The sequence below is a fragment of the Chryseobacterium sp. WLY505 genome (assembly GCF_030846215.1).
GTDB lineage: Bacteria > Bacteroidota > Bacteroidia > Flavobacteriales > Weeksellaceae > Chryseobacterium.
Genome location: NZ_JAVCWI010000003.1, coordinates 345,838 through 369,992, shown reverse-complemented (window position 1 = coordinate 369,992; position 24,155 = coordinate 345,838). Strand labels below are relative to the sequence as shown.

23 protein-coding genes are annotated in these 24,155 nt (G+C 37.4%); 18 read left to right on the top strand and 5 right to left on the bottom strand.

Going from position 1 to position 24,155, the window contains the following annotated elements; all coding sequences use genetic code 11:
• Positions 1 to 3 precede the first annotated feature (3 nt).
• Positions 4 to 669, top strand: a complete 666-nt coding sequence (locus RAH34_RS10195; protein ID WP_306596045.1) for a response regulator — start codon at positions 4 to 6, stop codon at positions 667 to 669.
• 133 nt (positions 670 to 802) lie between these two features.
• Here the strand turns inward: RAH34_RS10195 and RAH34_RS10190 are convergent, their stop codons facing one another.
• From RAH34_RS10190 to RAH34_RS10180, 3 genes are all read right to left on the bottom strand, one after another.
• Entirely contained in the window at positions 803 to 1,252 is a 450-nt protein-coding gene (locus RAH34_RS10190; RefSeq protein WP_306596044.1) for a GNAT family N-acetyltransferase, read from the bottom strand.
• Positions 1,245 to 1,868, bottom strand: a complete 624-nt coding sequence (gene yihA / locus RAH34_RS10185) for a ribosome biogenesis GTP-binding protein YihA/YsxC (protein WP_034694211.1) — start codon at positions 1,866 to 1,868, stop codon at positions 1,245 to 1,247. The genes RAH34_RS10190 and yihA overlap by 8 nt, the downstream gene beginning before the upstream one ends.
• A gap of 62 nt (positions 1,869 to 1,930) precedes the next feature.
• Positions 1,931 to 2,692 carry an alpha/beta fold hydrolase gene (locus tag RAH34_RS10180; protein WP_047426276.1) on the bottom strand — a complete coding sequence of 254 codons (762 nt, stop codon included), beginning with the start codon at positions 2,690 to 2,692 and terminating at the stop codon, positions 1,931 to 1,933.
• A 272-nt stretch (positions 2,693 to 2,964) separates the two neighbouring features.
• Here RAH34_RS10180 and mraZ point away from each other — a divergent pair, with 272 nt between their 5' ends.
• The 17 genes from mraZ to RAH34_RS10095 all read left to right on the top strand — a co-directional run bounded on the left by mraZ (position 2,965) and on the right by RAH34_RS10095 (position 23,107).
• The gene (gene mraZ / locus RAH34_RS10175; RefSeq protein ID WP_041461948.1) at positions 2,965 to 3,423 is read left to right on the top strand and encodes a division/cell wall cluster transcriptional repressor MraZ; all 459 of its coding nucleotides are present in this window, start codon (positions 2,965 to 2,967) and stop codon (positions 3,421 to 3,423) included.
• Positions 3,424 to 3,472: 49 nt separating this feature from the next.
• Positions 3,473 to 4,366 (top strand): 16S rRNA (cytosine(1402)-N(4))-methyltransferase RsmH, encoded by an 894-nt coding sequence (gene rsmH, locus RAH34_RS10170; protein ID WP_034693889.1) that lies wholly within the window; start codon positions 3,473 to 3,475, stop codon positions 4,364 to 4,366.
• A 66-nt stretch (positions 4,367 to 4,432) separates the two neighbouring features.
• Positions 4,433 to 4,798 (top strand): FtsL-like putative cell division protein, encoded by a 366-nt coding sequence (locus RAH34_RS10165; RefSeq protein ID WP_002981890.1) that lies wholly within the window; start codon positions 4,433 to 4,435, stop codon positions 4,796 to 4,798.
• On the top strand, positions 4,782 to 6,773 hold the full coding sequence (locus RAH34_RS10160) for a penicillin-binding transpeptidase domain-containing protein (protein WP_306596043.1): 1,992 nt from the start codon (positions 4,782 to 4,784) through the stop codon (positions 6,771 to 6,773). The genes RAH34_RS10165 and RAH34_RS10160 overlap by 17 nt, the downstream gene beginning before the upstream one ends.
• 57 nt (positions 6,774 to 6,830) lie before the next feature.
• Entirely contained in the window at positions 6,831 to 8,291 is a 1,461-nt protein-coding gene (locus tag RAH34_RS10155; RefSeq protein ID WP_306596042.1) for a UDP-N-acetylmuramoyl-L-alanyl-D-glutamate--2,6-diaminopimelate ligase, read from the top strand.
• A gap of 77 nt (positions 8,292 to 8,368) precedes the next feature.
• Positions 8,369 to 9,610 (top strand): phospho-N-acetylmuramoyl-pentapeptide-transferase, encoded by a 1,242-nt coding sequence (gene mraY, locus RAH34_RS10150; RefSeq protein WP_114819545.1) that lies wholly within the window; start codon positions 8,369 to 8,371, stop codon positions 9,608 to 9,610.
• A 62-nt stretch (positions 9,611 to 9,672) separates the two neighbouring features.
• Positions 9,673 to 11,010, top strand: coding sequence for a UDP-N-acetylmuramoyl-L-alanine--D-glutamate ligase (gene murD, locus RAH34_RS10145; RefSeq protein ID WP_306596041.1), 1,338 nt, complete (start codon positions 9,673 to 9,675; stop codon positions 11,008 to 11,010).
• Positions 11,011 to 11,032: 22 nt separating this feature from the next.
• Positions 11,033 to 12,271 carry an FtsW/RodA/SpoVE family cell cycle protein gene (locus RAH34_RS10140; protein WP_114819547.1) on the top strand — a complete coding sequence of 413 codons (1,239 nt, stop codon included), beginning with the start codon at positions 11,033 to 11,035 and terminating at the stop codon, positions 12,269 to 12,271.
• Position 12,272: 1 nt separating this feature from the next.
• The gene (gene murG, locus RAH34_RS10135; RefSeq protein ID WP_306596040.1) at positions 12,273 to 13,373 is read left to right on the top strand and encodes an undecaprenyldiphospho-muramoylpentapeptide beta-N-acetylglucosaminyltransferase; all 1,101 of its coding nucleotides are present in this window, start codon (positions 12,273 to 12,275) and stop codon (positions 13,371 to 13,373) included.
• A 201-nt stretch (positions 13,374 to 13,574) separates the two neighbouring features.
• Complete coding sequence (gene murC / locus RAH34_RS10130) at positions 13,575 to 14,933, top strand: UDP-N-acetylmuramate--L-alanine ligase (protein WP_306596039.1); 1,359 nt, start codon at positions 13,575 to 13,577, stop codon at positions 14,931 to 14,933.
• Between the two features lie 219 nt (positions 14,934 to 15,152).
• On the top strand, positions 15,153 to 15,530 hold the full coding sequence (locus RAH34_RS10125) for a GxxExxY protein (RefSeq protein ID WP_306596038.1): 378 nt from the start codon (positions 15,153 to 15,155) through the stop codon (positions 15,528 to 15,530).
• Positions 15,531 to 15,617: 87 nt separating this feature from the next.
• On the top strand, positions 15,618 to 16,586 hold the full coding sequence (locus RAH34_RS10120) for a cell division protein FtsQ/DivIB (protein WP_306596037.1): 969 nt from the start codon (positions 15,618 to 15,620) through the stop codon (positions 16,584 to 16,586).
• A 79-nt stretch (positions 16,587 to 16,665) separates the two neighbouring features.
• Positions 16,666 to 18,051, top strand: a complete 1,386-nt coding sequence (gene ftsA / locus RAH34_RS10115; RefSeq protein WP_306596036.1) for a cell division protein FtsA — start codon at positions 16,666 to 16,668, stop codon at positions 18,049 to 18,051.
• A 125-nt stretch (positions 18,052 to 18,176) separates the two neighbouring features.
• Entirely contained in the window at positions 18,177 to 20,090 is a 1,914-nt protein-coding gene (gene ftsZ, locus RAH34_RS10110) for a cell division protein FtsZ (RefSeq protein WP_114819552.1), read from the top strand.
• An 87-nt stretch (positions 20,091 to 20,177) separates the two neighbouring features.
• On the top strand, positions 20,178 to 20,624 hold the full coding sequence (locus RAH34_RS10105; protein ID WP_062672649.1) for a GatB/YqeY domain-containing protein: 447 nt from the start codon (positions 20,178 to 20,180) through the stop codon (positions 20,622 to 20,624).
• Positions 20,625 to 21,076: 452 nt separating this feature from the next.
• Complete coding sequence (locus RAH34_RS10100; protein WP_079243608.1) at positions 21,077 to 21,487, top strand: BrxA/BrxB family bacilliredoxin; 411 nt, start codon at positions 21,077 to 21,079, stop codon at positions 21,485 to 21,487.
• 105 nt (positions 21,488 to 21,592) lie between these two features.
• Entirely contained in the window at positions 21,593 to 23,107 is a 1,515-nt protein-coding gene (locus RAH34_RS10095; protein ID WP_306596035.1) for a GH3 auxin-responsive promoter family protein, read from the top strand.
• Positions 23,108 to 23,349: 242 nt separating this feature from the next.
• Here the strand turns inward: RAH34_RS10095 and RAH34_RS10090 are convergent, their stop codons facing one another.
• Both RAH34_RS10090 and RAH34_RS10085 read right to left on the bottom strand, forming a co-directional pair.
• Complete coding sequence (locus RAH34_RS10090) at positions 23,350 to 23,760, bottom strand: hypothetical protein (protein WP_114819554.1); 411 nt, start codon at positions 23,758 to 23,760, stop codon at positions 23,350 to 23,352.
• A gap of 28 nt (positions 23,761 to 23,788) precedes the next feature.
• Complete coding sequence (locus RAH34_RS10085) at positions 23,789 to 24,151, bottom strand: hypothetical protein (RefSeq protein WP_114819555.1); 363 nt, start codon at positions 24,149 to 24,151, stop codon at positions 23,789 to 23,791.
• Between the last annotated feature and the right edge of the window lie 4 nt (positions 24,152 to 24,155).

Genomic DNA, 24,155 nt, shown 5'->3' with positions numbered 1-24,155 from the left:
AGAATGTTCAAAAAAATATTAATTGCTGAAGATCACGAAAGCAGCAGCATCTCTGTACAGAAAACCTTAGAAGATCTTAGTATTTCCAATACAGATTATGTCTATTATTGTGATGACGCATTAGCTAAAATTCAAAAATCCATTCGTGAAGATGATCTTTATGATTTGTTAATTACAGATCTTTCTTTTGAAGAAGACCATAATATACAAAATATTAAAGATGGAAAAGAGCTGATAAAAACCATCAGAGAACTTCATCCTTCACTGAAAATTATTGTTTTTTCCGCTGAGCACAAATCTGGGATTATAGACAGCCTTTTTAACGAATATGGAATTAATGGTTTTGTTCGTAAGGCAAGAAATGATTCAAAAGAGTTGAAAAAAGCAATTGCTTCCACGTATGTGAATGAAAATTATCTTTCTCTTGATCTTAAACAGGAAGTAAAGAAACTCAACAATTATGAATTCTCTACGTATGATATTACTTTAGTCTCTCTTTTGTCTCAGGGCGTTTTACAGAAAAACATCCCTGTTTATCTCCAAAATAACGATATTAAACCCAATAGTTTAAGCAGTGTAGAGAAAAAGCTGAACAGTATGAAAGAAGATCTTCAGATAACAAGTAATGAACAGCTTGTTGCTTTTTGTAAAGATTTGGGAATTATTTAACCCATTACGGTTTTCCGTAAGGTTAGTTTTCATAATTGCCTTACTTTTGAAGTAAGAAATGATGAAAAAAACTAATAACACCCAATATAATTTTATACAGTTCGAAAAAAGGTATCTCGTTTGGGATACCTTTTTACTTTCTGATCATTTCCGTGTGCGGAATATCATCTTCCAGATATTTTTTCCCCGTATCTGCAAATCCGAATCCGTCGTAAAATCTTAAAAGATAATCCTGAGCCGATATTTTGATTTCAGAAGTATGAAAACGGTTTTCTATAGTTTCCACAGCATATTGTATCAGCTGTTTTCCCAGGCTTTTTCCTCTCGCCTGCTCTGTTGTCAGAACTCTCCCAAATGAAGTTTCATCATACTTGATGCCCTTGTCAAATACACGGCAATAAGCCAGCACCTGCCCATCTTCTTCCGCCCAGATATGAATTCCTTTCTGATCATAATTATCCAGATCAGGATAAGGACAGTCCTGTTCAATTACGAAAACATCAATACGGGCTTTCAGTACGGCGTATAACTCCGGAACAGTAAACTCATCAAATGTTTTGATTTTCCAGACAATATTACTCATCGAAACTTATATTATTATGGGTTAAAAAATCATTGGTCTTCTGTATAAAATTAAGAATATTATCTCCTCCTTCCTTCTTTTCCGCTGAGGTAATATATAATTCAGGAAGATCTTCCCATGTTTTATGAAGTTCCGCCTTATAGTCTTCAACGTTTTTGACTACTGCGTTTGGCTTTAATTTGTCTGCCTTGGTAAAGACAATGGAAAACGGAATTCCACTTTCCCCACACCATTGGATGAATTCCAGATCAATCTTTTGCGGAGTATGCCTTACATCTACCAATACAAAAAGGTTAACCAGATTCCTTCTGTTCAGAATATAATTGGTGATCAGCTTTTCAAAATCCTTTCGCTGAACTTTGGAAACTTTTGCATAACCATATCCGGGTAAATCGGTAAGATACCAGTTTTCATTCACCAAAAAATGATTGATCAGCTGGGTTTTTCCCGGGGTTTGTGATGTCTTGGCAAGATCTTTATGATTCATCATGGCATTGATCAGTGATGATTTACCTACGTTCGATCTTCCGATAAAAGCATATTCCGGAATATTGGGTTCAGGACATTCCTGCCATTTTCCGCTACTCTTTACAAACTCTGCTGTCTTGATAATCATTTTTGAATGTATTTTAGAAAAATAAACCATTAAGAAAAGCTCTTAATGGTCATTTATATGTTTTAAACTTTATCTTTTATCCAGTTATACAGGATTTCATTGAATTCATCTGGTTTTTCCATCATGGCTGCATGGCCGCATTTATCAATCCAGAATAAGTCCGAATTAGGAATAAACTTGTGCATATCTTCTGCCACTTCAGGAGGAGTAACATTATCCTGTTTACCCCAGATCAGGCAGGTAGGTGTCACAATCTTAGGAAGATCATTCAACATATTGTGTTTGATGGCACTTCTTGCCAGCATCACTGTTTTTATTCCTTTCATTCTGTCATTAACAACTGCAAAAACTTCATCTACAAGATCTTCTGTTGCCACCTTTGGATCATAGAAAACCTCTTCCGTTTTCTTTCTGATATAAGAACGGTCATTTTTTCTTGGGAAGCTGTCTCCGAAAGTTCTTTCATAAAGACCGGAACTTCCTGTAAGAACAAGATTCTTTACCAGATCAGGTCTTGCTAAGGTCAATATAAGTCCTACATGGCCTCCCATTGAGTTTCCTACAATGGTTACCGGACCGGAAATATGACTTTCTATAAACTTGATAATATATTTTGCAATCGTGGTAAGATTCGTATTGAGTACCGGCAGATCATAGATCGGCAACTGAGGAACATATACTTTGAAGCCTCTATCCGAAAAAAAATCTACCATTTTATCGAAATTACTCAAACCACCCATTAACCCGTGCAACAGCACTAATGGATGTCCTTCTCCCGCTTCTACATAGGAATATTTCTTTTCTTTTTTTGTACTAAATATCATAAAACGCCTTAATAAAGCCCTGCAAAAATACAAATTAAACCTCAAAAAAATTTTGATTATCCTAATTTAAGATAAAAATAATATAATATTCTGCTTTTTAACTTTTTTTTTCAAAACGGCTTTACTATGGCCTAAATAGCACTTTCAACAAGTCTCTTCATATCAGCATTTTACATTATTGAAATTCAATCTTTAATAAAACTTATTAACATTGAGTCAAAAAGTGGGAAAAAGTGGGAAATTTTGGAAATTATTATATAAATTTGTCCCAAATGAAAAATTTCATTGGGACATATGAGTGTAAAATTGACGACAAAGGCCGCTTAAAAGTTCCTTCATCTTTAATCAAACAGATGGAAAACTTCGACGATAAGGCGTTTGTAGTCAAAAGATCTGTGTTCCAACCTTGTCTGGAAGTTTATCCTATGAATGCATGGGACAAACTTATGGGTAAAATTAATAAACTGAACAGGTTCATAAAAAAGAATGCTGATTTCATACGAATGTTTACGGCAGGAGTAAAAACAGTAGAGCTGGATAATGCAGGAAGACTGCAGATCTCTAAAGACCTTACGGTTTTCGCAAATCTTCAGAAAGATATTGTGATCACCAGTGCAGGAGAACTCTTTGAGATTTGGGATAAAGATGCCTATGAAAAGGTAATTGCTACCAATGAAGCTGATTTTGCAAGCCTGGCCGAAGATGTGATGGGCTCTTTCGATGAAGAATAACTGTAGGTTATTAATTGATTATAGTATTAAATAAAAAACACAATTAAGCATGTATCATAACCCCGTTTTGTTGAAGCAGAGTGTTGATGATTTGGTGACGAATCCTGACGGAATATATGTGGACTGCACCTTTGGAGGCGGAGGCCATTCAAGAGAAATCTTGAGCAGACTTTCCGACAAAGGGAGATTGTTCAGTTTTGATCAGGACCTGGATGCACTTAAAAATACAATTGATGATCCCAGGTTTACATTAGTTAATCAGAATTTCAGATTCCTGGAAAACTCATTGCTGATGTATGGCATTTCACAGGTAGATGGTGTTTTGGCAGACTTAGGCGTGTCTTCTCACCAGTTTGATGAAGCAGACAGAGGTTTCTCCACAAGAAGCAATGCTCCTTTGGATATGAGAATGAATGTAATGCAGAATCTGGATGCCAAAAGAGTGATTAATGAATATGAAGAAAGTGAGCTTGCAGACCTTTTCTATCACTATGGAGAATTAAGAGAAGCAAGAAAACTGGCGAGAGAAATTGTGCACCACAGAAAAACTAAAAGTATAGATACTACGGAAGATCTGAAAAAATTGTTCAGCTATATTCCACCTCACAAAGTGAATAAATTCTATGCTCAGCTTTTTCAGGCGATAAGAATTGAAGTAAACCAGGAACTTGAAGTATTGAAAGAAATGCTGGTTCAGGCTTATAATGTTTTAAAACCGGAAGGAAGATTAGTCGTTATTTCTTACCACTCTCTGGAAGACCGTTTGGTAAAAAGATTCCTGAAAAACGGAATGTTCGAAGGAGAACCGGAAAGAGATATCTACGGAAATTATAAAAAGGCATTCGAATTGATCAAGAGTAAAGCCATCATTCCTGATGATCAGGAAATCGAAGAAAACTCAAGAGCAAGAAGTGCCAAGATGAGAACAGGAATAAAGGTATAAATGATAAATCATAATTGATAAACGATATCAATTATCTTTTATCATTAATCAATTATAAAAAAAGCTTTGGCTAAAAGAACAACAAATCGCCCCCAGAAAAGACTCACTTTTATAGACATTATAAAAGGAAACTTTCTGAATCGTGATGAGATCAAAATACATTACAAGTACTTTCTCCTCTTATTTGTTCTGATGATGGCCATGATTTATACCAACCATCTCGTCAATAAAAAAATAAAAATTGTAAACGCCTTAAAGGAAGAAACAGAAGAATATAAATCACGAAACGCTTACGCCCAGAGTAAGCTGATCAAAGTAAAAATGGAATCAGAGCTGGGGAAAGAGGTTGCCCGGGATTCATTGATGACCCTGGAAAACCACCCTCACAAATTGCTAATAAAACTGGACAGTACAGATGCAAAAGCAAAATGAATACGACAATAAACGTAAGAAAACGTTACGATGGGGCTACCTCTTTGCAGTGGTAGCTTTGTGCGTGTTTGTCATGTTCCTGGCAAGAATTGTCATCCTGCAGAATACCAATGTCCAGGAGATAAAAGACGATTACATTAATAAAAATTATCGTGAAGCCACTTTAAAAGCTGCACGAGGAAATCTTTTTGCTTCCGACGGATCTATCCTTGCCACAACGGTGATGCGATATGACATCTATCTTGATTTCAAAACAATGAAAGATACGGTGTACTCCAACAACATCGGAGCACTCACTGATTCTCTGAGCAAAATGTTTGGAAAATCCAGAGGAGAATTCAGACAGAAGTTTGATGAACAAAAGAAAAAGAAAAACCAGTACTATACTTTGGTAAAAGGACTGGATTTCGATCAATACGACAGAATCCGAAAATTCCCGATCTTCAAGAAAGGTAAAAATAAAGGAGGTTTTATCGTTGACCGAAACTATAAAAGAGAATTGGCCACTTCAGAAATCGGAGCCGGAACCATCGGAATGGATAACGGCGAGCTTAAATCCGGACTGGAAGGAGCTTTCTCAAAATATTTAACCGGAACAGACGGTAAAAGGCTGGAACAGAGAATCAACTCTTCCCAATGGAAACCGATCGACTTCTGGAAAGTTCAGGAACCGGTAGACGGAGAAGATGTTTATACGACTTTAGATCTTAGAATTCAGGACATTGCGCACTCCGCACTTGAGAAGCAACTGGTTAATTTCGAAGCTAAACACGGAACCGTAATTGTTATGGAAGTGGAAACCGGAAAAGTACGTGCTCTTGTTAATTTAAGAAGAACAGAAGAAGGAGAATACGAAGACTCTTACAACTACGCGCTGAAAGATAATATCGAGCCCGGATCTACTTTTAAAACCATTTCGCTTCTGGCAGCAATGGACGATGGATTTATCGATGAAAACACAACGGTAAACGTAGGAAACGGAGTCTGGGTCTATGCAAAACAGAGAATCTCTGACGGCCACGGAGGAGGAACATACGATATCAGTGATGTATTGGCAAAATCCAGTAACGTAGGAACTTCAAAGCTCATCACAAAGTATTATGCAGAAAAGCCTCAGATCTTCCTTGACCACCTGAAACGTTGGAAATTATTCGACAAAATGGATATCGAACTTCCGGGAATCACAAAACCGAAGATCGTAACCCCACAAAATAAAAGATGGAATGCCGCAACACTGGCTTCTATCTCTTACGGATACTCTTCCAACATCAACCTGTTGCAGCTGACAACCTTCTACAACGGAGTTGCCAATGGAGGAAAAATGCTTAAGCCTTTATTCATTGATAAAATCATGAAAGACGGGAAAGTGATGTACAACGCAAAACCTGAAGTAATGGTGAATAAAATGGCATCTGAAAAAGCCATTAAAATGATGACCAGCGCTTTAACCAAAGCGGTAGAAAAAGGAACAGGACGAAGCATCTTTACTCCCAACCTGAAAATGGCAGGAAAAACAGGTACCGCAAGATTTGAATACTGGCTGCCTGGCCCAATGAAATATCGTGCATCGTTTGCAGGATTCTATCCGGCTGATGCTCCAAAATATACATGCTATGTGATGATTAGTGAACCCAATACCGCAAAAGGATTTTATGGAGGTTCCGTTTCAGCACCGGTGTTTAAAGAAATTGCAGGAAAAACATTCCTGAAAACACCGCAGAATATTGAAAAAGAAATGCTTGTAGACAAAAAGGTAAACCTGAGCAAAATGGTTGAACCTAATGTTAAAGTAGCAGTCAATGATAAACAAATGCCTAATGTAGTAGGGCTAATCGGGAAAAATGTAATCCCGCAGCTGGAAAACTTAGGCTACCGTGTCGATTATAAAGGAGTAGGAAGAATTAAAGAACAATTCCCTCTGGAAGGCACAACGATTAGTAAAAACCAGAGAATTTATTTGTCTCTGCAAAATTAAAACAAGGTTTCGGAAGGAACATTTAAACCAAAATAAGGCAAAGCTTTATTGATAAAGATGATAATAACAGAATTAGTAAACAGAATCCCAGTATTGGAAATCCACGGTGATAATAACCGTGAGGTTACCGAATTGGTGATCGACAGCAGAAAAGTTACAGAAAACTCTCTTTACATTGCCATGAGAGGAACCGTGGTGGATGGTCATTCATTCATTGCATCTGCTATTGAAAAAGGAGCTGCCGCAATTGTTTGCGAAGAATTCCCTGAAACATTGGTGGAAAATGTAACCTATGTTCAGGTAAAAGATTCATCTAAAGCCTTAGGTCATCTTGCCTCTAACTTCTACGGAAATCCTTCTCAGAAATTAAAACTGATTGGAGTTACAGGAACTAACGGAAAAACATCTGTTTCTACCCTTCTTTTTGATGTATTCAAAAATCTTGGGTACTCTGCGGCTTTACTTTCTACTGTAGAAATCAGAATTGGTGAAGAAATTATTCCGGCTACCCACACCACTCCTGATGTGATTACCATCAACAGGATTTTAGCGGAAGCTGTAGAAAAAGGATGTGAATTTGCTTTCATGGAAGTAAGCTCACACGGAATTGCCCAAAACAGAATTGAAGGACTACACTTCAAGATAGCAGGCTTCACCAACCTTACTCATGATCATTTAGATTATCATAAAACCTTCGAAGAATATTTAAAAACAAAGAAAAGATTCTTCGACCAGTTAGAAGATACAGCCATTGCCATCACCAATGTAGATGACAAAAATGGAAACGTCATGCTTCAGAACACGAAGGCTAAAAAGAAGTCTTATGCTTTGAAATCCATGGCAGACTATCACGGGAAATTATTGGAAGTAGATTTCAACGGAATGCTGTTGAATTTCAATGGAAAAGAATTCTGGACGACATTAACCGGAAAATTCAATGTATACAACTTGCTGCTTGTATTCGGAATTGCTAAAGAGCTTGGCTTTGAGCAGGATGAAATTCTTCAGGCTATCAGCAAATTAAAAAGAGTTTCCGGAAGATTTGAAACCTTCAAATCCGATGGTGGAATTTTCTTTATCGTAGACTATGCACACACTCCGGATGCTTTGGAAAATATCCTGGACAGCATCAACGATATCAGAACCAAAAACGAAAGATTAATCACCGTATTCGGTTGTGGAGGAGACAGAGATCACTCCAAAAGACCTGAAATGGGAAATATTGCCACCAAAAAATCGACCTTGGCAATCATCACTTCAGATAATCCGAGAACAGAAGATCCTGCACAGATCATCAAAGAAATTGAAGCGGGCGTTGAACCTCAGAACTTCAGCAAATACACTTCAATTCCGGACAGAAAAGAAGCCATAAAAATGGCGATAAAGTTTTCAGAACCCAAAGATATCGTTTTAGTTGCCGGAAAAGGGCACGAAACCTATCAGGAGATCAATGGTGTGAAACATCATTTTGACGACAAAGAAGTAATTAATGAGCTCTGGAAATTAATGAGCAAATAAATTACAAGTGATAATTGAAAGAATAATTGTTCAATCATTCATCAATTATCAATGATCATTTATTAACAATTGAAACTATGCTATACTATCTATACGAATATCTAACCAACCATGGAATTCACGTTCCGGGATTAGGAATGTTGAAATACATTTCCTTCCGTGCCGGAATGGCTGTATTATTCTCGCTTATCATTGCTCTTGTCTACGGAAAAAGAGTAATCAATTACCTGAGAACAAAACAGATGGGCGAATTGGTACGTGATCTGGGATTGGATGGCCAAAAACAAAAAGAAGGAACTCCTACCATGGGAGGGCTTATCATTATTCTGGCAACCATTATTCCGGTATTGCTGTTTACAAGAATCACCAATGTGTACATTGTGTTGCTGCTGGTTTCTATGTTTTGGATGGGTGCTATTGGTTTCCTTGATGATTATTTAAAGAAAATCAAAAAAAATAAAGACGGTTTAAGTGGTAAATTTAAAATTGTAGGACAGGTTGGTTTAGGGCTAATTGTCGGAATTACAATGTATTTCCACCCGGATATTACCGTTAAAAGAAAATATGCGGATGCTAAAGTGGTAAACAGAAACAATGTAGAGCAAAACTTTATGCCTACAGAAAAAATTACCGTTTCCACTGTTCCTTTTGCCAAAAATAATGAATTCGATTACAGTGGAATTTTATTCTGGATGAATGATAAAGATGCCCATGAGTGGGCATGGATTGTCTTTATTCCGATCGTGATCTTCATTGTAACAGCCGTTTCAAACGGAGCCAATATCACAGATGGAATTGATGGTCTGGCAGCAGGAACAAGTGCCATTATACTGCTCACGCTGGCTCTTTTCGCCTATCTTTCAGGGAACATCATCTTTGCAGATTATCTGAATATCATGTTCCTTCCGAATATGGGAGAAACCACCATTTTTGCCGTGGCAATGGTAGGTGCCGTGATTGGATTCTTCTGGTACAATACCTATCCTGCACAGGTTTTCATGGGAGATACCGGAAGTTTGATGCTAGGAGGAGTCATTGCCGTTTTGGCCATCATTTTAAGAAAAGAATTGCTGATTCCTGTATTATGCGGAATCTTCTTAATTGAAAACCTGTCTGTAATGCTTCAGGTAGTTGTTTTCAAATACAGAAAAAGAAAATACGGGTTGGAATATGCCCAAAACAACAGACTATTCAAAATGTCACCATTACACCATCATTATCAGAAAGAAGGATTCCACGAAAGTAAAATCGTGAACAGAATGATCATCATCGGGGTAATATTGGCTATTGTATGTCTGATCACACTAAAAATGAGATAAAAATTAAAAGCTGTAAGCAATAAGCATAAAGCTTAAAGCCTATAGCATAAAGCTTTTATAATATGAAAATAGTTGTTTTAGGAGGTGGAGAAAGCGGATGCGGAGCTGCTTATTTGGCCAAAAAGAAAGGTCTGGAAGTATTTCTTTCAGATAAAGGAGCCATTAAGGATAACTATAAGCAGTTTCTTACCGATAATGAAATTGAATTTGAAGAAGGAAACCACGATGAAGAAAGGATTTTAAATGCTGACTGGATCGTAAAAAGCCCGGGAATTCCGAAAAAGGCTGATATCATCAGTAAAATTCATGAAAAAGGAATCAGACTTTCCTCTGAAATTGAATTTGCTTCTGAATTTACAGACGCAAAGATCATCGCCATTACCGGAAGCAACGGAAAAACAACCACAACTTCCCTGATCTATTATATCCTGAAAAATGACGGATTGAATGTAGGTTTAGGAGGAAATATCGGATACAGCTTTGCCAAGCAGGTTGCAGATGAAAACCATGAATATTATGTACTGGAAGTAAGCTCTTTCCAGCTGGATGATATTCAGAATTTCAGACCTTATATCTCTTTATTGTTGAATCTGTCTCAGGATCACCTGGATCAGTACAACTACAATTATGAAGAATATGCATTGGCCAAATTCCGAATCACAGAAAATCAGGAGAATGATAACTTCTTCATCTACAACAAGGATGATGAAATGAGTAAAAACCTTCTTGAAAAGCTTGAAATAAAGGCGAAAATGATTCCTTTCTCAACCAAAGAGAAATTAACGGAAGGAGGTTTTGTGAATGATGATGAAATTGTGGTAAAAATGAAAGACGAATTCGCAATGAAAGTTGAAGAATTGTCTCTATTGGGAAATCACAATGTGGCCAACAGCTTAGCAGCTTCTATTGCCGGTAAGATCTTAAAAATCAACAATGAAAGCATCAGACATTCATTGATGACATTCCAGGCCGTAGAACACAGATTGGAATTTGTAACTGAAATTGACAGTGTAAAATATATCAACGACAGTAAGGCAACCAATGTAAATGCTACGTACTACGCCTTAGAAAGCATGAAAACACCAACCGTATGGATTGTTGGTGGATTAGATAAAGGAAATGACTATACCGAAATTGAAGATTTAGTCAAAAGAAAAGTAAAGGCAATCGTTTGCCTTGGAATAGATAACAAGAAGATCATCGATTTCTTTAAAGACAAAAAAGAAATTATTTATGATACTTCAAGCATGGAAGAAGCAGTGAGAATTTCAAAATCACTGGCTAAAAAAGGCGATACCGTCTTATTATCTCCATGCTGCGCAAGCTTTGACTTGTTCAAAAGCTATGAAGACAGAGGACGCCAGTTTAAAGAACAGGTATTAAATGCCAATGGCCACTAGCCATTAGCCAATAGCATTGAATATGGACGAACAGAACACAGAAAGCAGATTTGAATTTCTAAAGGGCGATAAAGTACTTTGGATGGTCATCCTTGTGATCTCCATTTTCTCTATTTTCCCGGTATACTCTGCAAGTTCAAATCTCGAATACATTGTTAATAACGGGACCACAACAGGTCACGTTATCAAACATATGTTCTTTGTAGTTCTGGGATTAGCCATTATGAGACTGGTAGGAACCATAAAATATGAATACATCGGAAAGCTCAGCAGTATCCTGCTCGGCCTTATGATTGTTCTGTTGATTGTTACCATGTTTACCGGACAAACCATTGATGGAGCCAGTGCTTCCAGATGGCTGAAAATTCCGGGAACACCGATCTCGTTCCAGCCTTCATCATTTGCCTTTTTAATGCTCATCATTTATCTGTGCAGATATCTGACCAAGAAGATCACCAGAGAAAGGCTTCCGATAGAGAATATCATGTATATTTTCGGACCTATCCTGCTTGTTTTTGTACTGGTAGCGAAAGATAACGGTTCAACGGCATTGATGATTTTAATGGTTTCCGTGGTGGTTCTTATCATAGGACAGCTTCACTGGAAATACATTGCAGGATTTATCTCCGCATCATTTGTAGCCATTGTATTCTTTTTATTGATTGCTTTAAATACCAATATGATAGGTGGAAACCGTGTTCATACATGGATGAGCCGTATCGAAACCTTTACATCAAGCAAAGCCAAAACAGCCGACGTAGATGATGAAAGCGTAAAAGCAAAAAATTATCAGGTAATGCAGGCCAAAGCTGCTATTGTACACGGCGGAATTACCGGAATGGGACCAGGAAAAAGTGCCTTGAAACAAATGCTTCCACAATCCGCCTCCGACTTTATTTTTGCGGTTATCGTAGAAGAATACGGGGTGATAGGAGCCGCTTTTCTGATCAGTTTATATCTGATCATGATGATAAGGATTGTAATGATCGCCAGTAAAATGCCAGCCTTTTTCGGATCGTTGCTCGTGCTCAGTCTCGGGGTAATGATTTTTATTCAGCTTTCGGTAAACATAGCCGTTGCTGTGAATCTGATCCCGGTGACAGGACAGCCGCTGCCTTTGATCAGTTACGGAGGAACTTCAATGCTGGTCACGTATTTACAGTTAGGTATAATTTTAAATATAAGCTCGAGGATTCAGATTTATGATGAAGAAGGAATGGGCAAAAAACAAAGTATAGCAGAAATAAACGATATCGCTTAAAATGGACAAAAAATTAAAAATATTATTATCAGGCGGAGGAACCGGAGGACATATCTTCCCGGCCATTGCCATTGCTGATGAGATCAGAAAAAGGTTTCCTGATGCAGAATTTTTGTTCATTGGTGCCAACGGGAAAATGGAAATGGAAAAAGTTCCTCAGGCAGGCTATAAAATTGAAGGAATTGATATCGCAGGAATCGACAGAGGAAACTTGTTATCCAACCTGGGACTTCCTTTCAAGATTCTGAAAAGTTTATCAAAATCTAAAAGTCTTATCAAAAACTTCGCTCCTGATTTTGCAGTAGGAACCGGAGGATTTGCCAGCGGGCCCGCTCTTTATGAAGCAAGCAAAATGGGAATTCCGATTTTCATCCAGGAACAGAATGCTCATGCGGGAGTCACCAATAAGATTTTAAGCAAGAAAGCTAAAGCCGTTTTCACAGCGTACCCAAAAGTAGAAGGCTTCCCGGCAGAGAAAATAAAATTCCTCGGAAATCCGATCCGTGAAAACATTGTTTCAGGAATGCAGGATACCGAGCAAGCAAAAGAAAAAATGGGATTGAATAAAGACAAACTTACAATCCTTTCTGTAGGAGGTTCATTAGGTTCCAGAACATTGAATAATGCCTGGAAATCTCATTTGAAACAAATTGTAGATAAAGATTATCAGCTGATCTGGCAGACAGGAAAGCTTGATTATAAAGATATTTTAGAAGAGACAAAAGATACAGACACCCGAAATATTCAGATCCTTGAATTTATCAAAGACATGGAACTGGCGTATTCTGCAGCTAATATCATTGTTTCCAGAGCCGGAGCTATTGCCATTTCAGAGTTGGCTGTAGCACAGAAACCGGTGCTTTTGGTGCCTTTCCCTTTTGCAGCGGAAGACCATCAAACCAAAAATGCCATGAACCTGGTTGAAAAAAATGCAGCCAGAATGGTGAAAGACTCAGAAATGCAGGAAAAATTCTGGAATACATTCTCAGAAATCTGCGAGAATGAAAGCGTAAGAAAAGAAATGTCCGACAATCTGAAATATTTTGCCAAACCTAATGCCGCAAAAGAGATTGTAGACGAGATTTTCAAAGTAATAAAATAATTATGTAAGGCTTCGACACGCTCAGCCTGACATAAATAAATCAGTTAGTATTAGAGCTGTCACCCTGAGCTTGTCGAAGGGGCACCGCTAAAATATAATTTATGAAAGGGGCTTGAATGTTAGTTGATTAAAGCCTTATAGTACAAAATATAGTAATACAACTCTGAGCTTATTCAAGAGTGGTTAAAGATTAAAATATAAATGAACATTTTACAAACATATCAGACTTTTTACTTCGTCGGAATCGGAGGTATCGGAATGAGCGCATTGGCACGCTATTTCAATGCGTCCGGAAAAAAAGTATTGGGTTACGACAAAACCAATACAAAACTTACTCAGAATCTGATGAATGAAGGCATTGATATTGTTTTTGAAGACCTTATTGATGAAAGGATTACTTCCCTTCAGAAAGAAGATACATTGGTAATCTATACTCCAGCCATCAAAACACTTGGAATATTGGATTATTTCAATGAAAATCAGTTTGAAGTATTGAAACGAGCTAAGGTTTTAGGGCTAATTACTGAAAATACAGACTGTATCGCTATTGCAGGAACCCATGGAAAGACCACCACGTCTACCCTTGTGGCTCATTTGTGTAAAGAGGCGGATCTTCCTTTCTCATGCTTTCTGGGAGGAATTTCTGAAAACTTTAAATCCAACTTCCTGTATAACGGTTCTACCTATTCTGTTGTAGAAGCAGATGAATATGACAGAAGCTTCCTGAACCTGTCTCCGGACTGGGCAGTAGTAACTTCTACCGATGCAGATCACCTGGACATTTATGGAGACGTCAACCATATTGAAGAAGGATTCAGACAGTTTGCAGCTTTGGTTCCTCAAGACAAACAACTTTTTGTAAGAAAAGGACTGGAAATTGGCAGAGGACATCAAACCTATGCAGTGAATGAGCCGGCAGATTATTATTCAGACAACCTGCGTATGGAGCATGATAAAATTTATTTTGACTTTCATACTCCATCTGAATCAATAAAAGACTTTGTCTGGGAAATTCCAGGAATTCATAATGTGGAAAATGCCACTGCAGCACTGGCTATTCTGCATAATTTAGGCGCAGATTTTGATACGCTGAAAAAGGCAATTGCTAATTTTAAGGGAATTAAAAGAAGATATACGAAACATATTTATCAAAATGGTAAAATTTACATTGATGATTATGCTCACCACCCTACAGAAATCAATGCTGTAATGAGCTCAATCAGAACATTTTACCCTGATAAAAAGCTATTGGTAGCTTTCCAGCCTCACCTTTTCAGCAGAACAAGAGATTTCGCAGATGGGTTTGCTGAAAGTTTGAGCAAAGCGGATGAGCTTATTCTTCTCGATATTTACCCTGCGAGAGAGCTTCAGGAAAACTTTGAAGGAATTACTTCAAGCTGGCTGTTGGACAAAGTAACATTAGATAAAAAAGAAGTATCGGCTTTATCCGATGCTTTTGAAAAAATAAAAGAGAAAGATTTTGATATCCTTCTTACCGTAGGGGCAGGAAATATAGATACCCTGTATGACCCTATCTGTGAGTGGATTGAGAAAATTTGAGTATAAACGCAATGCTCGCGAAGAAAATATAAAATAGTTCGCAAAGGCGTTTCACTCAGCAAATGAGAAAAATAACTGATTTATGTTAAAAAAATAATTTACTTATTAAAAATAAATTATTCAAATGATAGCCGTAGCTGAGTGAAACGCCCTCGCGAACGGAAAGAAATAAAAAGGTTGCTTTGCGATCATAGCGTTAAAACAAAAAACACAAAATGTATGATAGAAAATGAAATTTCAGAGATTGTTTTCGATGCTGGAATGAAAATACATCGTACCCTTGGAATTGGACTTTATGAGAATGTATATGAAGAATGCTTAGTTTATGAACTGAAAAATAGAGGATTGAATGTAGAATGTCAAAAAAACATTGACATAAACTATGAGGAATTAAAAATTTTTAAGGCGTTCAGAGTAGATTTATTAATTGAAAACAAAGTAATAATTGAAATAAAAGCGGTTCAGGAAATTAATGATTATCATTTTTTTCAGCTTTTAAATTATTTAAGAATAACAAATATAAAACTAGGAATGATTTTGAACTTTCATTCAGTGTTATTCAAAAATGGAGTAAAACGAGTTGTAAATAAATTATAAGATTTAAACACTTGCTAAGTAAAACGCCCTTGCGAACTAAATAATAAAAAAGTAAACTCTTTGCGAGCGTTGCGTTAAAATAAAAATATGAAAAATAAATACAGAATATTAAAAATTGTTGTCACTGTAATTATCCTGGGATTGTTACTGAGCTTCTCATTGAGGAGATTCAGCCGTGAGCAGATTACAGACAATAAGATTTCTGTAAAAATGAGCGAGAAAACTCCGGTATACTTTGTTGATGAAAAAGACATCAGGGAAATTGTAAAAAAAGAAAATCCTTCAGGAAAAGTGGGAGATCTCAATATTCCTTCTTTGGAAAAAAAGATCAATTCACTACCGGCCGTAGACAGCGCCAATGTTTATCTGAACCTGAACGGAAAACTCAACCTGGATATCAAACAGAGAGTTCCTGTGTTCAGATTAAATAAAGACGGAAAAGACTTTTATGTGGATGAAAAAGGAGTTGAATTTCCGATTTCAAGAACCTATTCACACCCATGTATGCTGGTAACCGGAAACGTGCATCCGGAAGAATATGAAAAGCTGGCAGAACTGGTAGAAAAGATAGATAAAGATGATTTCAGTAAAAAATACTTTATCGGAATCTCAAAAAGTAAAGACAGCTATAATCTTCTGACAAGCGAAGGAAATTATAAAGTGGAAATTGGGGACCTCGATAATATTGATTTTAAAGTAAAAGGATTTAAAACGTTTGTGGAAAAATATCTGGTGTATCAGGATCCTCAGAAATACAGCATGGTTTCTGTGAAATATCAGAATCAGATTGTCACTACTTTAAACCCGTATTTTAAAGAGAATGACAGTATTTTAAAGGCAGGAAAGATGGAATTGGCAAAAGTTCCTTCCCCAACAGCCGCTAAAAAGACGGAAGCTAAACCCAACATAGCAGAGGTAAAAAAAAGCAGCTCTACTTCGCTAAAACCGAAAGAGAGTACCAAACCGAAAGGAGCAACAAAAGAAGCCAAAAAAGCGGAGAAAAAGCCACCCGTCAAGGCGCAGTCCAAGCCTAAGGCAAAAGTAAAAATAGAATAAGTCCCTCAGGGCATGTAATACACAAATAGGAGCCTATCCATATAGATAAAAAAGTAGAAAAAAATCAAATCGATATAAAATGGAAAATCAAGAGTATTCAGTAGGTCTGGACATCGGGACAACGAAGATAGTCGCGATTGTCGGAAGAAGGAATGCACACGGGAAAATAGAAGTTCTCGGTGTAGGAAAAGCTAAAAGTCTTGGTGTTCATAAAGGTATTGTGAATAATATTTCACAAACTATTAATTCAATCAAGGCTGCAGTATCCGAAGCACAATCCAGTGCCGGTGTTCCTATCCGCAAAGTTACGGTAGGTATTGCAGGAAAACACATCCGTTCTCTGCAGCACTCCGATTATATTATGCGTGAACATCCTGATAAATTTATTACAGACGATGACATCGAAGCATTAAAAGATCAGGTAAAAAAGCTGGTTATGCTTCCTGGAGAAGAAATTATCCACGTACTTCCTCAAGAATATAAAGTGGATTCCGAGGGGGAAATTCAGGAACCTGTCGGAATGCACGGAAAACGTTTAGAAGCCAACTTCCACGTTGTAGTAGGGCAAATGGGCAGCATCAGAAATATTGCAAGATGTGTTCGTGAAGCCGGATTAGAAATGGAAGCCCTTACTTTAGAACCATTGGCATCTTCAGAAGCTGTCCTTACAAAAGAAGAAAAAGAAGCCGGTGTAGCCATTGTTGACATTGGTGGTGGTACAACAGATATTGCGATCTTTAAAGACAATATCATCCGTCATACCTGTGTGATTCCATACGGAGGCGGAATTATTACCGAAGATATCAAAGAAGGTTGTTCCATCATAGAGAAACATGCAGAACAACTGAAAGTAAAGTTTGGTTCGGCTGTTCCCGAATTAGAAAAAGACAGTACTTTTGTAACCATTCCCGGGCTTCACGGAAGACCGGACAAAGAGATTTCTTTAAAAACTTTAGCGCAGATCATCAATGCAAGAGTAGAAGAAGTTTTGGAAATGGTGAATACAGAACTGAAGGCTTATGGTGCTTTTGAACAAAAGAAAAAACTGATTGCAGGAATCGTTCTTACGGGTGGTGGTTCAAACCTGAAACACCTTCGTCAGCTGGCGAATTATACGACAGGTTTTGACAGCAGAATCGGTTTTGCGAATGAATATATCGCCAACGATAAAAATCAATATCTGAAAGGCCCTGAATTTGCTACTTCTATCGGGTTACTGATGGAAAGTTTGAAAATCAGGGATAAAAAGCAGACTATTGACGAAGTTGGAGAAGTTGTTGCAGAGCAGCCAAAACCGGAAGTCACTGCAGCACAGACAGAAACTGTTCAACCCGTTCAGCAGGCAGCACCTGTTCAGGAACAGCAGTCTTTTGAGAATGAAAGACAGGAGAACAGAAAGGCGAAGTTGACCTTCGGGCAGTCGCTTATGGAAAAAGTAAAAAAATTCTTTGAAGAAGTAGAGTAAATAAATATAAATGATAAAAGATTAATGATCAATGATACCTGAAATAGATTAATATTTATTAAATTAAAGACGAATATCATTCATCAATTATCATCTATCACTTATCAATTATTAAAAGTATAGTTATGGAAAATATAGGTACACAAGGATTTTCATTTGATTTGCCAAAAGGAAATTCATCCATCATAAAAGTAATCGGTGTAGGGGGCGGTGGAAACAACGCTCTGAAGCACATGTACGAGAAAGGAATCCACGGAGTTGATTTCGTGATTTGTAATACAGATGCTCAGACTTTAGATAATAACCCGGTAGCCAATAAAGTTCAGTTGGGAACTTCTATCACAGAAGGTCTTGGAGCTGGTGCCGACCCTGAAGTTGGTGAGAAATCAGCCATCGAAAGTATTGAAGATATCAAGGCTGCCATGGGCCAAAATACCAAGATGGTATTCATCACTGCCGGAATGGGCGGTGGTACAGGTACCGGAGCCGCTCCTGTCATTGCTAAAGTAGCAAAAGACATGGGAATTCTTACTGTAGGTATTGTTACCGTTCCTTTCAGCTTTGAAGGGAAAAGAAGGTTGGAACAGGCAGAAAACGGTCTGGATAAATTAAGAAATAATGTTGACTCGCTTATTGTGATCAACAATGATAAACTAAGACAGCAATTCGGAAACCTTGGATTCAAGCAGGGATTCTCAAAAGCCGATGAAGTGTTAACCAATGCTGCAAAAGGGATGGCAGAAGTTATTACAGGTTACTTTGATGTAAACATTGACTTTAGAGATGCTAAATCTGTACTTCAGAATTCCGGTACAGCATTGATGTCTACAGGAACGGCTTCAGGTGAAAATAAAGCTGAAGAAGCCGTAAGAAAAGCCCTTGATTCCCCGTTATTGAATGATAACAAGATTACTGGTGCTAAAAACGTATTATTATTGATCAGAAGTGGTGCTGAAGAAGTTACCATGGATGAGATTGGTATCATCATGGACCACATCCAGAAAGAAGCAGGAAATACTGCGGATATCATTTTCGGGGTGGGTGCAGATGAAGAATTGGGAGATGCAGTAAGCGTTCTTGTGATTGCAACAGGATTCTCTAATGATAATAAGAAGTTTGCAGGGCCTACTGAGAAAATCAGAATCAGTCTTAACGACAGTTTTGAAGCTCCTAAAAACTCTCCTTTCAAAACAAGAGAAGAAAGAGAATCGGCGCCGGAAGTAACCCATGATTTTGGAGGAAAAAACCTTTTCAGACTAGATGACGAAGACCACGAAACTTCGTTCAATGTGACGTCTGTTGAAAAAAAAATGATTATTGAAGAAGAACAGCCAAGAACTGAAATAAAATTCTTTGATAAAGAGGAAGATACGGTAAATACTCCGGAACAAAGCTGGAGAAATGAAGAAGAAGGAGAAGAAGAATATAGCTTATTAGCTATTGATGAAGAACATGATGATCCTAACGATCTTGAAATCCAGTCTTTCTCATTTGATTTTGAAAATAAAAAAGAGGAGCCGCAATCCGGAACTCCATTCAACAATTCGTTTTCTAATGAAAAACCTGTTGAATTCAGTTTCTTTGTAAACGAGCCGATCAGAAACGAGCCTAATACGGATTTCGGACAGCCAAAAGCAGAATTTAACACGCCTACCAATGCTGCGGTAGCCGAACCTGCTCAAAAGATTGAAACGTTCTACCAGAAGCAGGAAGAGCCAAAGGCTGAAACAAGATCAACTTTTGAAAACAGAACAGAAATTGAAACTCCGAAAACCGAAGAATCAGAATTCACTTTCGTGAATAAAACGATTGATCAGGACAGAGTAATTGAAAGAAGAAATAAATTAAAAGAATTCAACTCCCGCTACCAGAATTTTGACAGCACAAGTGAATTCGAGTCTATTCCTGCTTTTAAAAGAAAAAATATTTCGATCGACGGAAACAATGCATCAGACCAGAATATCAACACTTACCTGTCTGATAACAATGGATCCATGCAGATCAGAGAAAACAGATTTTTAAATAAAGACGTAGATTAAATGCTATTGGCAATTGGCTATTAGCAAATGGCTCTCGGGCCCTATTAAAGCTATTAGCCAACTGCCAGAAGCCAAAAGCATATAAACATGAGTTTAGAAAATACCATAAACGAAGCTATAAAAACAGCAATGAGAGCCAAAGACAAAGTGGCTTTGGATTCTCTGCGTGCTGTAAAATCTCAGATATTACTGCTTAAAACGGAAGCCATCGGAGCTGAAGTAACGGCAGAACAGGAAATTGCTATTCTGCAGAGAATGGTAAAACAACGTAAGGATTCTTACGACCAGTTTACTGCACAGGGAAGAAATGATCTTGCAGAAGTAGAAGACGCTCAAATGAAAGTTATTGAGCAGTTTTTACCTAAACAGCTTTCTGCTGAAGAATTAGAAACAGAAATTAAAAATATTATTTCTGAAACCGGAGCTGAATCTGTTAAAGATTTAGGGAAGGTAATGGGAGTGGCATCAAAAGCATTAGCCGGAAAATCAGACGGAAAAAGTATTTCCGAGATGGCTAAAAAGCTCCTTTCTTAACGGTGATATGCGTTTAAACTTATATTTATTTCAAAGTTTAAAAACGCTTCTCACTCCATAACTATAGGATATACAACCTTTGCATATCGATTTGATTAGAAGCCCGGAACTGTTCAGTTCCGGGCTTCACTTTCTTTGGATATTAAAGTTTGTTAATCAGTTTGATTCTAAACTGAAAAAGAATTAAGCTACTACCATATTTCAGAGAGTATTTAAGTGATTGATTGCTTGAGGGAAAGCTTCAAATGTTTTTTTCACGGTCGTTTGTTTTTCAGAATCATTTCAAATTTAATAATAATATTTCATTATTCCTAGTGTTAATTCACTTTTTTTAGAATATTATTACAATATTAATACTTGGTTAATTTTATATGACTAATCAATTGATAGTTTTTATATATTGAACAAACGCAAAGAATTGCTTAACTTTGTAGGGATAAAAAACAAAATATATGTATCCAACAGATTTAGTAATGCCAATGAAGGCAGAGCTTACAGATAAAGGTTTCCAGGATTTAACAACTCCTACTCAGGTAGAAGATGCTTTGAAGCAGTCCGGAACTACATTATTGGTCATCAACTCTGTATGTGGTTGTGCTGCAGGTGCTGCAAGACCAGGAGTAGTATACTCTTTGACAGGAGATAAAAAACCAGATCATTTAACAACTGTATTTGCAGGATTTGATACTGAGGCAGTGGTAGAAGCAAGAAAACACCTTGCTCCATTCCCTCCAAGTTCTCCATGTGTAGCACTTTTCAAAGATGGTGAATTGGTTCACATGCTGGAAAGACACCACATCGAAGGAAACCCTGCAGGAGCTATCGCAGCCAACCTTCAGGCCGCATACGACGAATATTGCTAAGAAGCAATCAGATAAATATAAAACCGTTACAAATTTTGTAACGGTTTTTTTATTTATTCACGTAAAAAATTTTCTGAAAATTCAAATATCATTATATTTGTTGAAATGGCAACCAAAGCACTTTTCAATACCGTAGTCAACTGGTTTATCCGTCAAAGGATTGACCAGATACAGAATTTTATGGACCATCCTATTGAAACCCAGAAAGGTATACTCTTTTCTCAGCTGTTTCATGCGGAGGACACAGAATATGGCAAACTATACGGATTCAATTCTATTTCGAGTTATCAGGATTTTAAAAACAAAGTTCCTATTGTTACCTATGAAGAAATGGAACCTTTTATTGAAAAAGCAAGACAGGGATACAAAGATGTAAGCTGGCCGGGCCTTATTAAACATTTTGCCAAATCATCGGGTACCACGAATGCTAAAAGCAAATTCATTCCGATCTCTGCCGAAAGCCTTGAATACTGCCATATGAAAGCCGGAAAAGATATGGTTTCCATTTATGCCAACAACCATCCCGAAAACCAGCTTTTTAATTATAAAAATCTACGCCTAGGCGGCAGTTCTGAGCTTTATGCTGATTTTAATACAAAATTTGGCGATTTATCTGCTATTTTAATAGATAACCTTCCTTTTTGGGTAGAAATTACCACCACTCCGAGTAAGAAAGTTTCTTTGATGGGAGAATGGGAAAGTAAGCTGAAAGCAATCACCTCCGAAGTAAAAAACGAAGATGTAGGAAGTATCCTTGGAGTACCAAGCTGGATGATGGTTCTTCTTCAAAGGGTGTTAAAGGAAACTCATGTAGAAAGTATTTCTGAGCTGTGGCCTAATTTAGAGGTGTTTTTTCATGGTGGAATCAGCTTTAAGCCCTACAGGGAGCAATTCAGACAGATCATCGGAAAAAACATCAATTACTACGAAATTTACAATGCTTCTGAAGGCTTCTTCGGTATTCAGGACAGATCAGACAGTGATGAGATGCTGCTGATGCTGGATTATGGAATATTTTATGAGTTTATCCCTATGGATCAGTTCCATTTTTCAAATCCTAAAGTCGTCAGTCTGGAAGATGTGGAAGTAGGGAAAAACTACGCAATGGTGATCACCACCAATGGAGGCCTTTGGAGATACCTGATTGGCGATACCGTTGTCTTTACTTCGATCAATCCTTTCAGAATAAAAATAACCGGAAGAACAAAGCATTATATCAATGCTTTTGGGGAAGAACTCATGATCACCAATGTTGAATCTGCGCTCTCAAAAGCTTGTGAAGCCACTGGTGCACACATCACGGATTTTACAGGAGCTCCTGTATTTATGAAGGGAAATGAAGGCGGCGCCCACGAATGGATCTTTGAATTCAGTCAGTATCCCGATAATCTTGATCACTTTATTGATGCTTTTGATACCCATTTAAAGACCATCAATTCGGACTATGAGGCGAAAAGATACAATAATATGACTCTTAAAAGACCAATTGTACATATTGCCAAAGAAAATCTGTTCTATCACTGGCTGGAAGCTAAAGGAAAGCTAGGCGGACAAAATAAAGTACCAAGGTTAAGCAATGACAGAGAATATATTGATCCATTGCTGGAAATGAATAAATAAAGCTTTTTTAAACGCAAAGAATTAGTAATTCGAAGTTTTATTTAAGGAGGCTAAGAATATGGCAGCTTCGCCGCTTATGAAGCGTAATGGCTATGCGTACGCTTCCTTAGAACCAATCTATTGATTCAAGCTTTGCTCCCTCGAATGATTACGGTATCAAAATAGAAACTTTGCGTTAAAAAATCTATTCACAGATAATAAATAAAAAAGCCGCAATTCTATAGAACTACGGCTTTTCTTATTTATTTGCTTAAATCTTCTTTTACTTTTTTCGCAGCTTCTTCTACTTTAGAAGCTCCTTTTTTCGCGGCTTCTTTTGCATCCTGCCCTACTTTGTTGGCTTCAGTTTTAATATCCTGTCCTGCTTTGTTAAGATCTTGTTTTGTCTTATCTGCAGTGGCATCAATTTTATCTTTTGCCTTCTGAGCAGCGGCATCAATCTTATTGCCGGCTTCATCTACTTTAGCCTTAACGTCTTCTTTTGCATTGTTGATTTTTGCAGTATCCACAACGTTCGGTGTTTCGGTAGTGGTAGTTGTGGTAGTGGTAGTAGACCCGTCAGGATTTTCTACCTGTTCTGTTTTGGTGGTTGATTTTGTACATGCTACAGTGAATACTGAGATCACCAGTGCAGCTAAAATTTGTTTTTTCATATTGTTTATTTTTTAATGGAATTTGGATTTATTCTGTTTTGGTTTCCGGTGTTGCCGGCTTTTCTGTTGCCTTCAGTTTCTTTTCAGCTTCTGCTTTTCTCTTTTCCTCTTCCTGTTTTGCTTTACTTTCCTTTTCAAGCTCTGCTTTAATCTTGCTTTCTTCCTCCTGCAGCTTTTTAGCCTGTTTTACAGAATCAAGATACTGAGGAGAAGACATTCTAATTTTACGAGCGATATCCACTGAAACAGCACCTGTAGAAAAGGAGTCGACAGCCGTTGTATCATAACGTACTCTCACTTCCTGTTCAGCCCCAAAACCAGGAGATTCTTTCTTGGAACAAGCCATAAAAAGAATGGTAAAAATAAAAGTTGCAGCCAGTAAATTTTTCATGGAA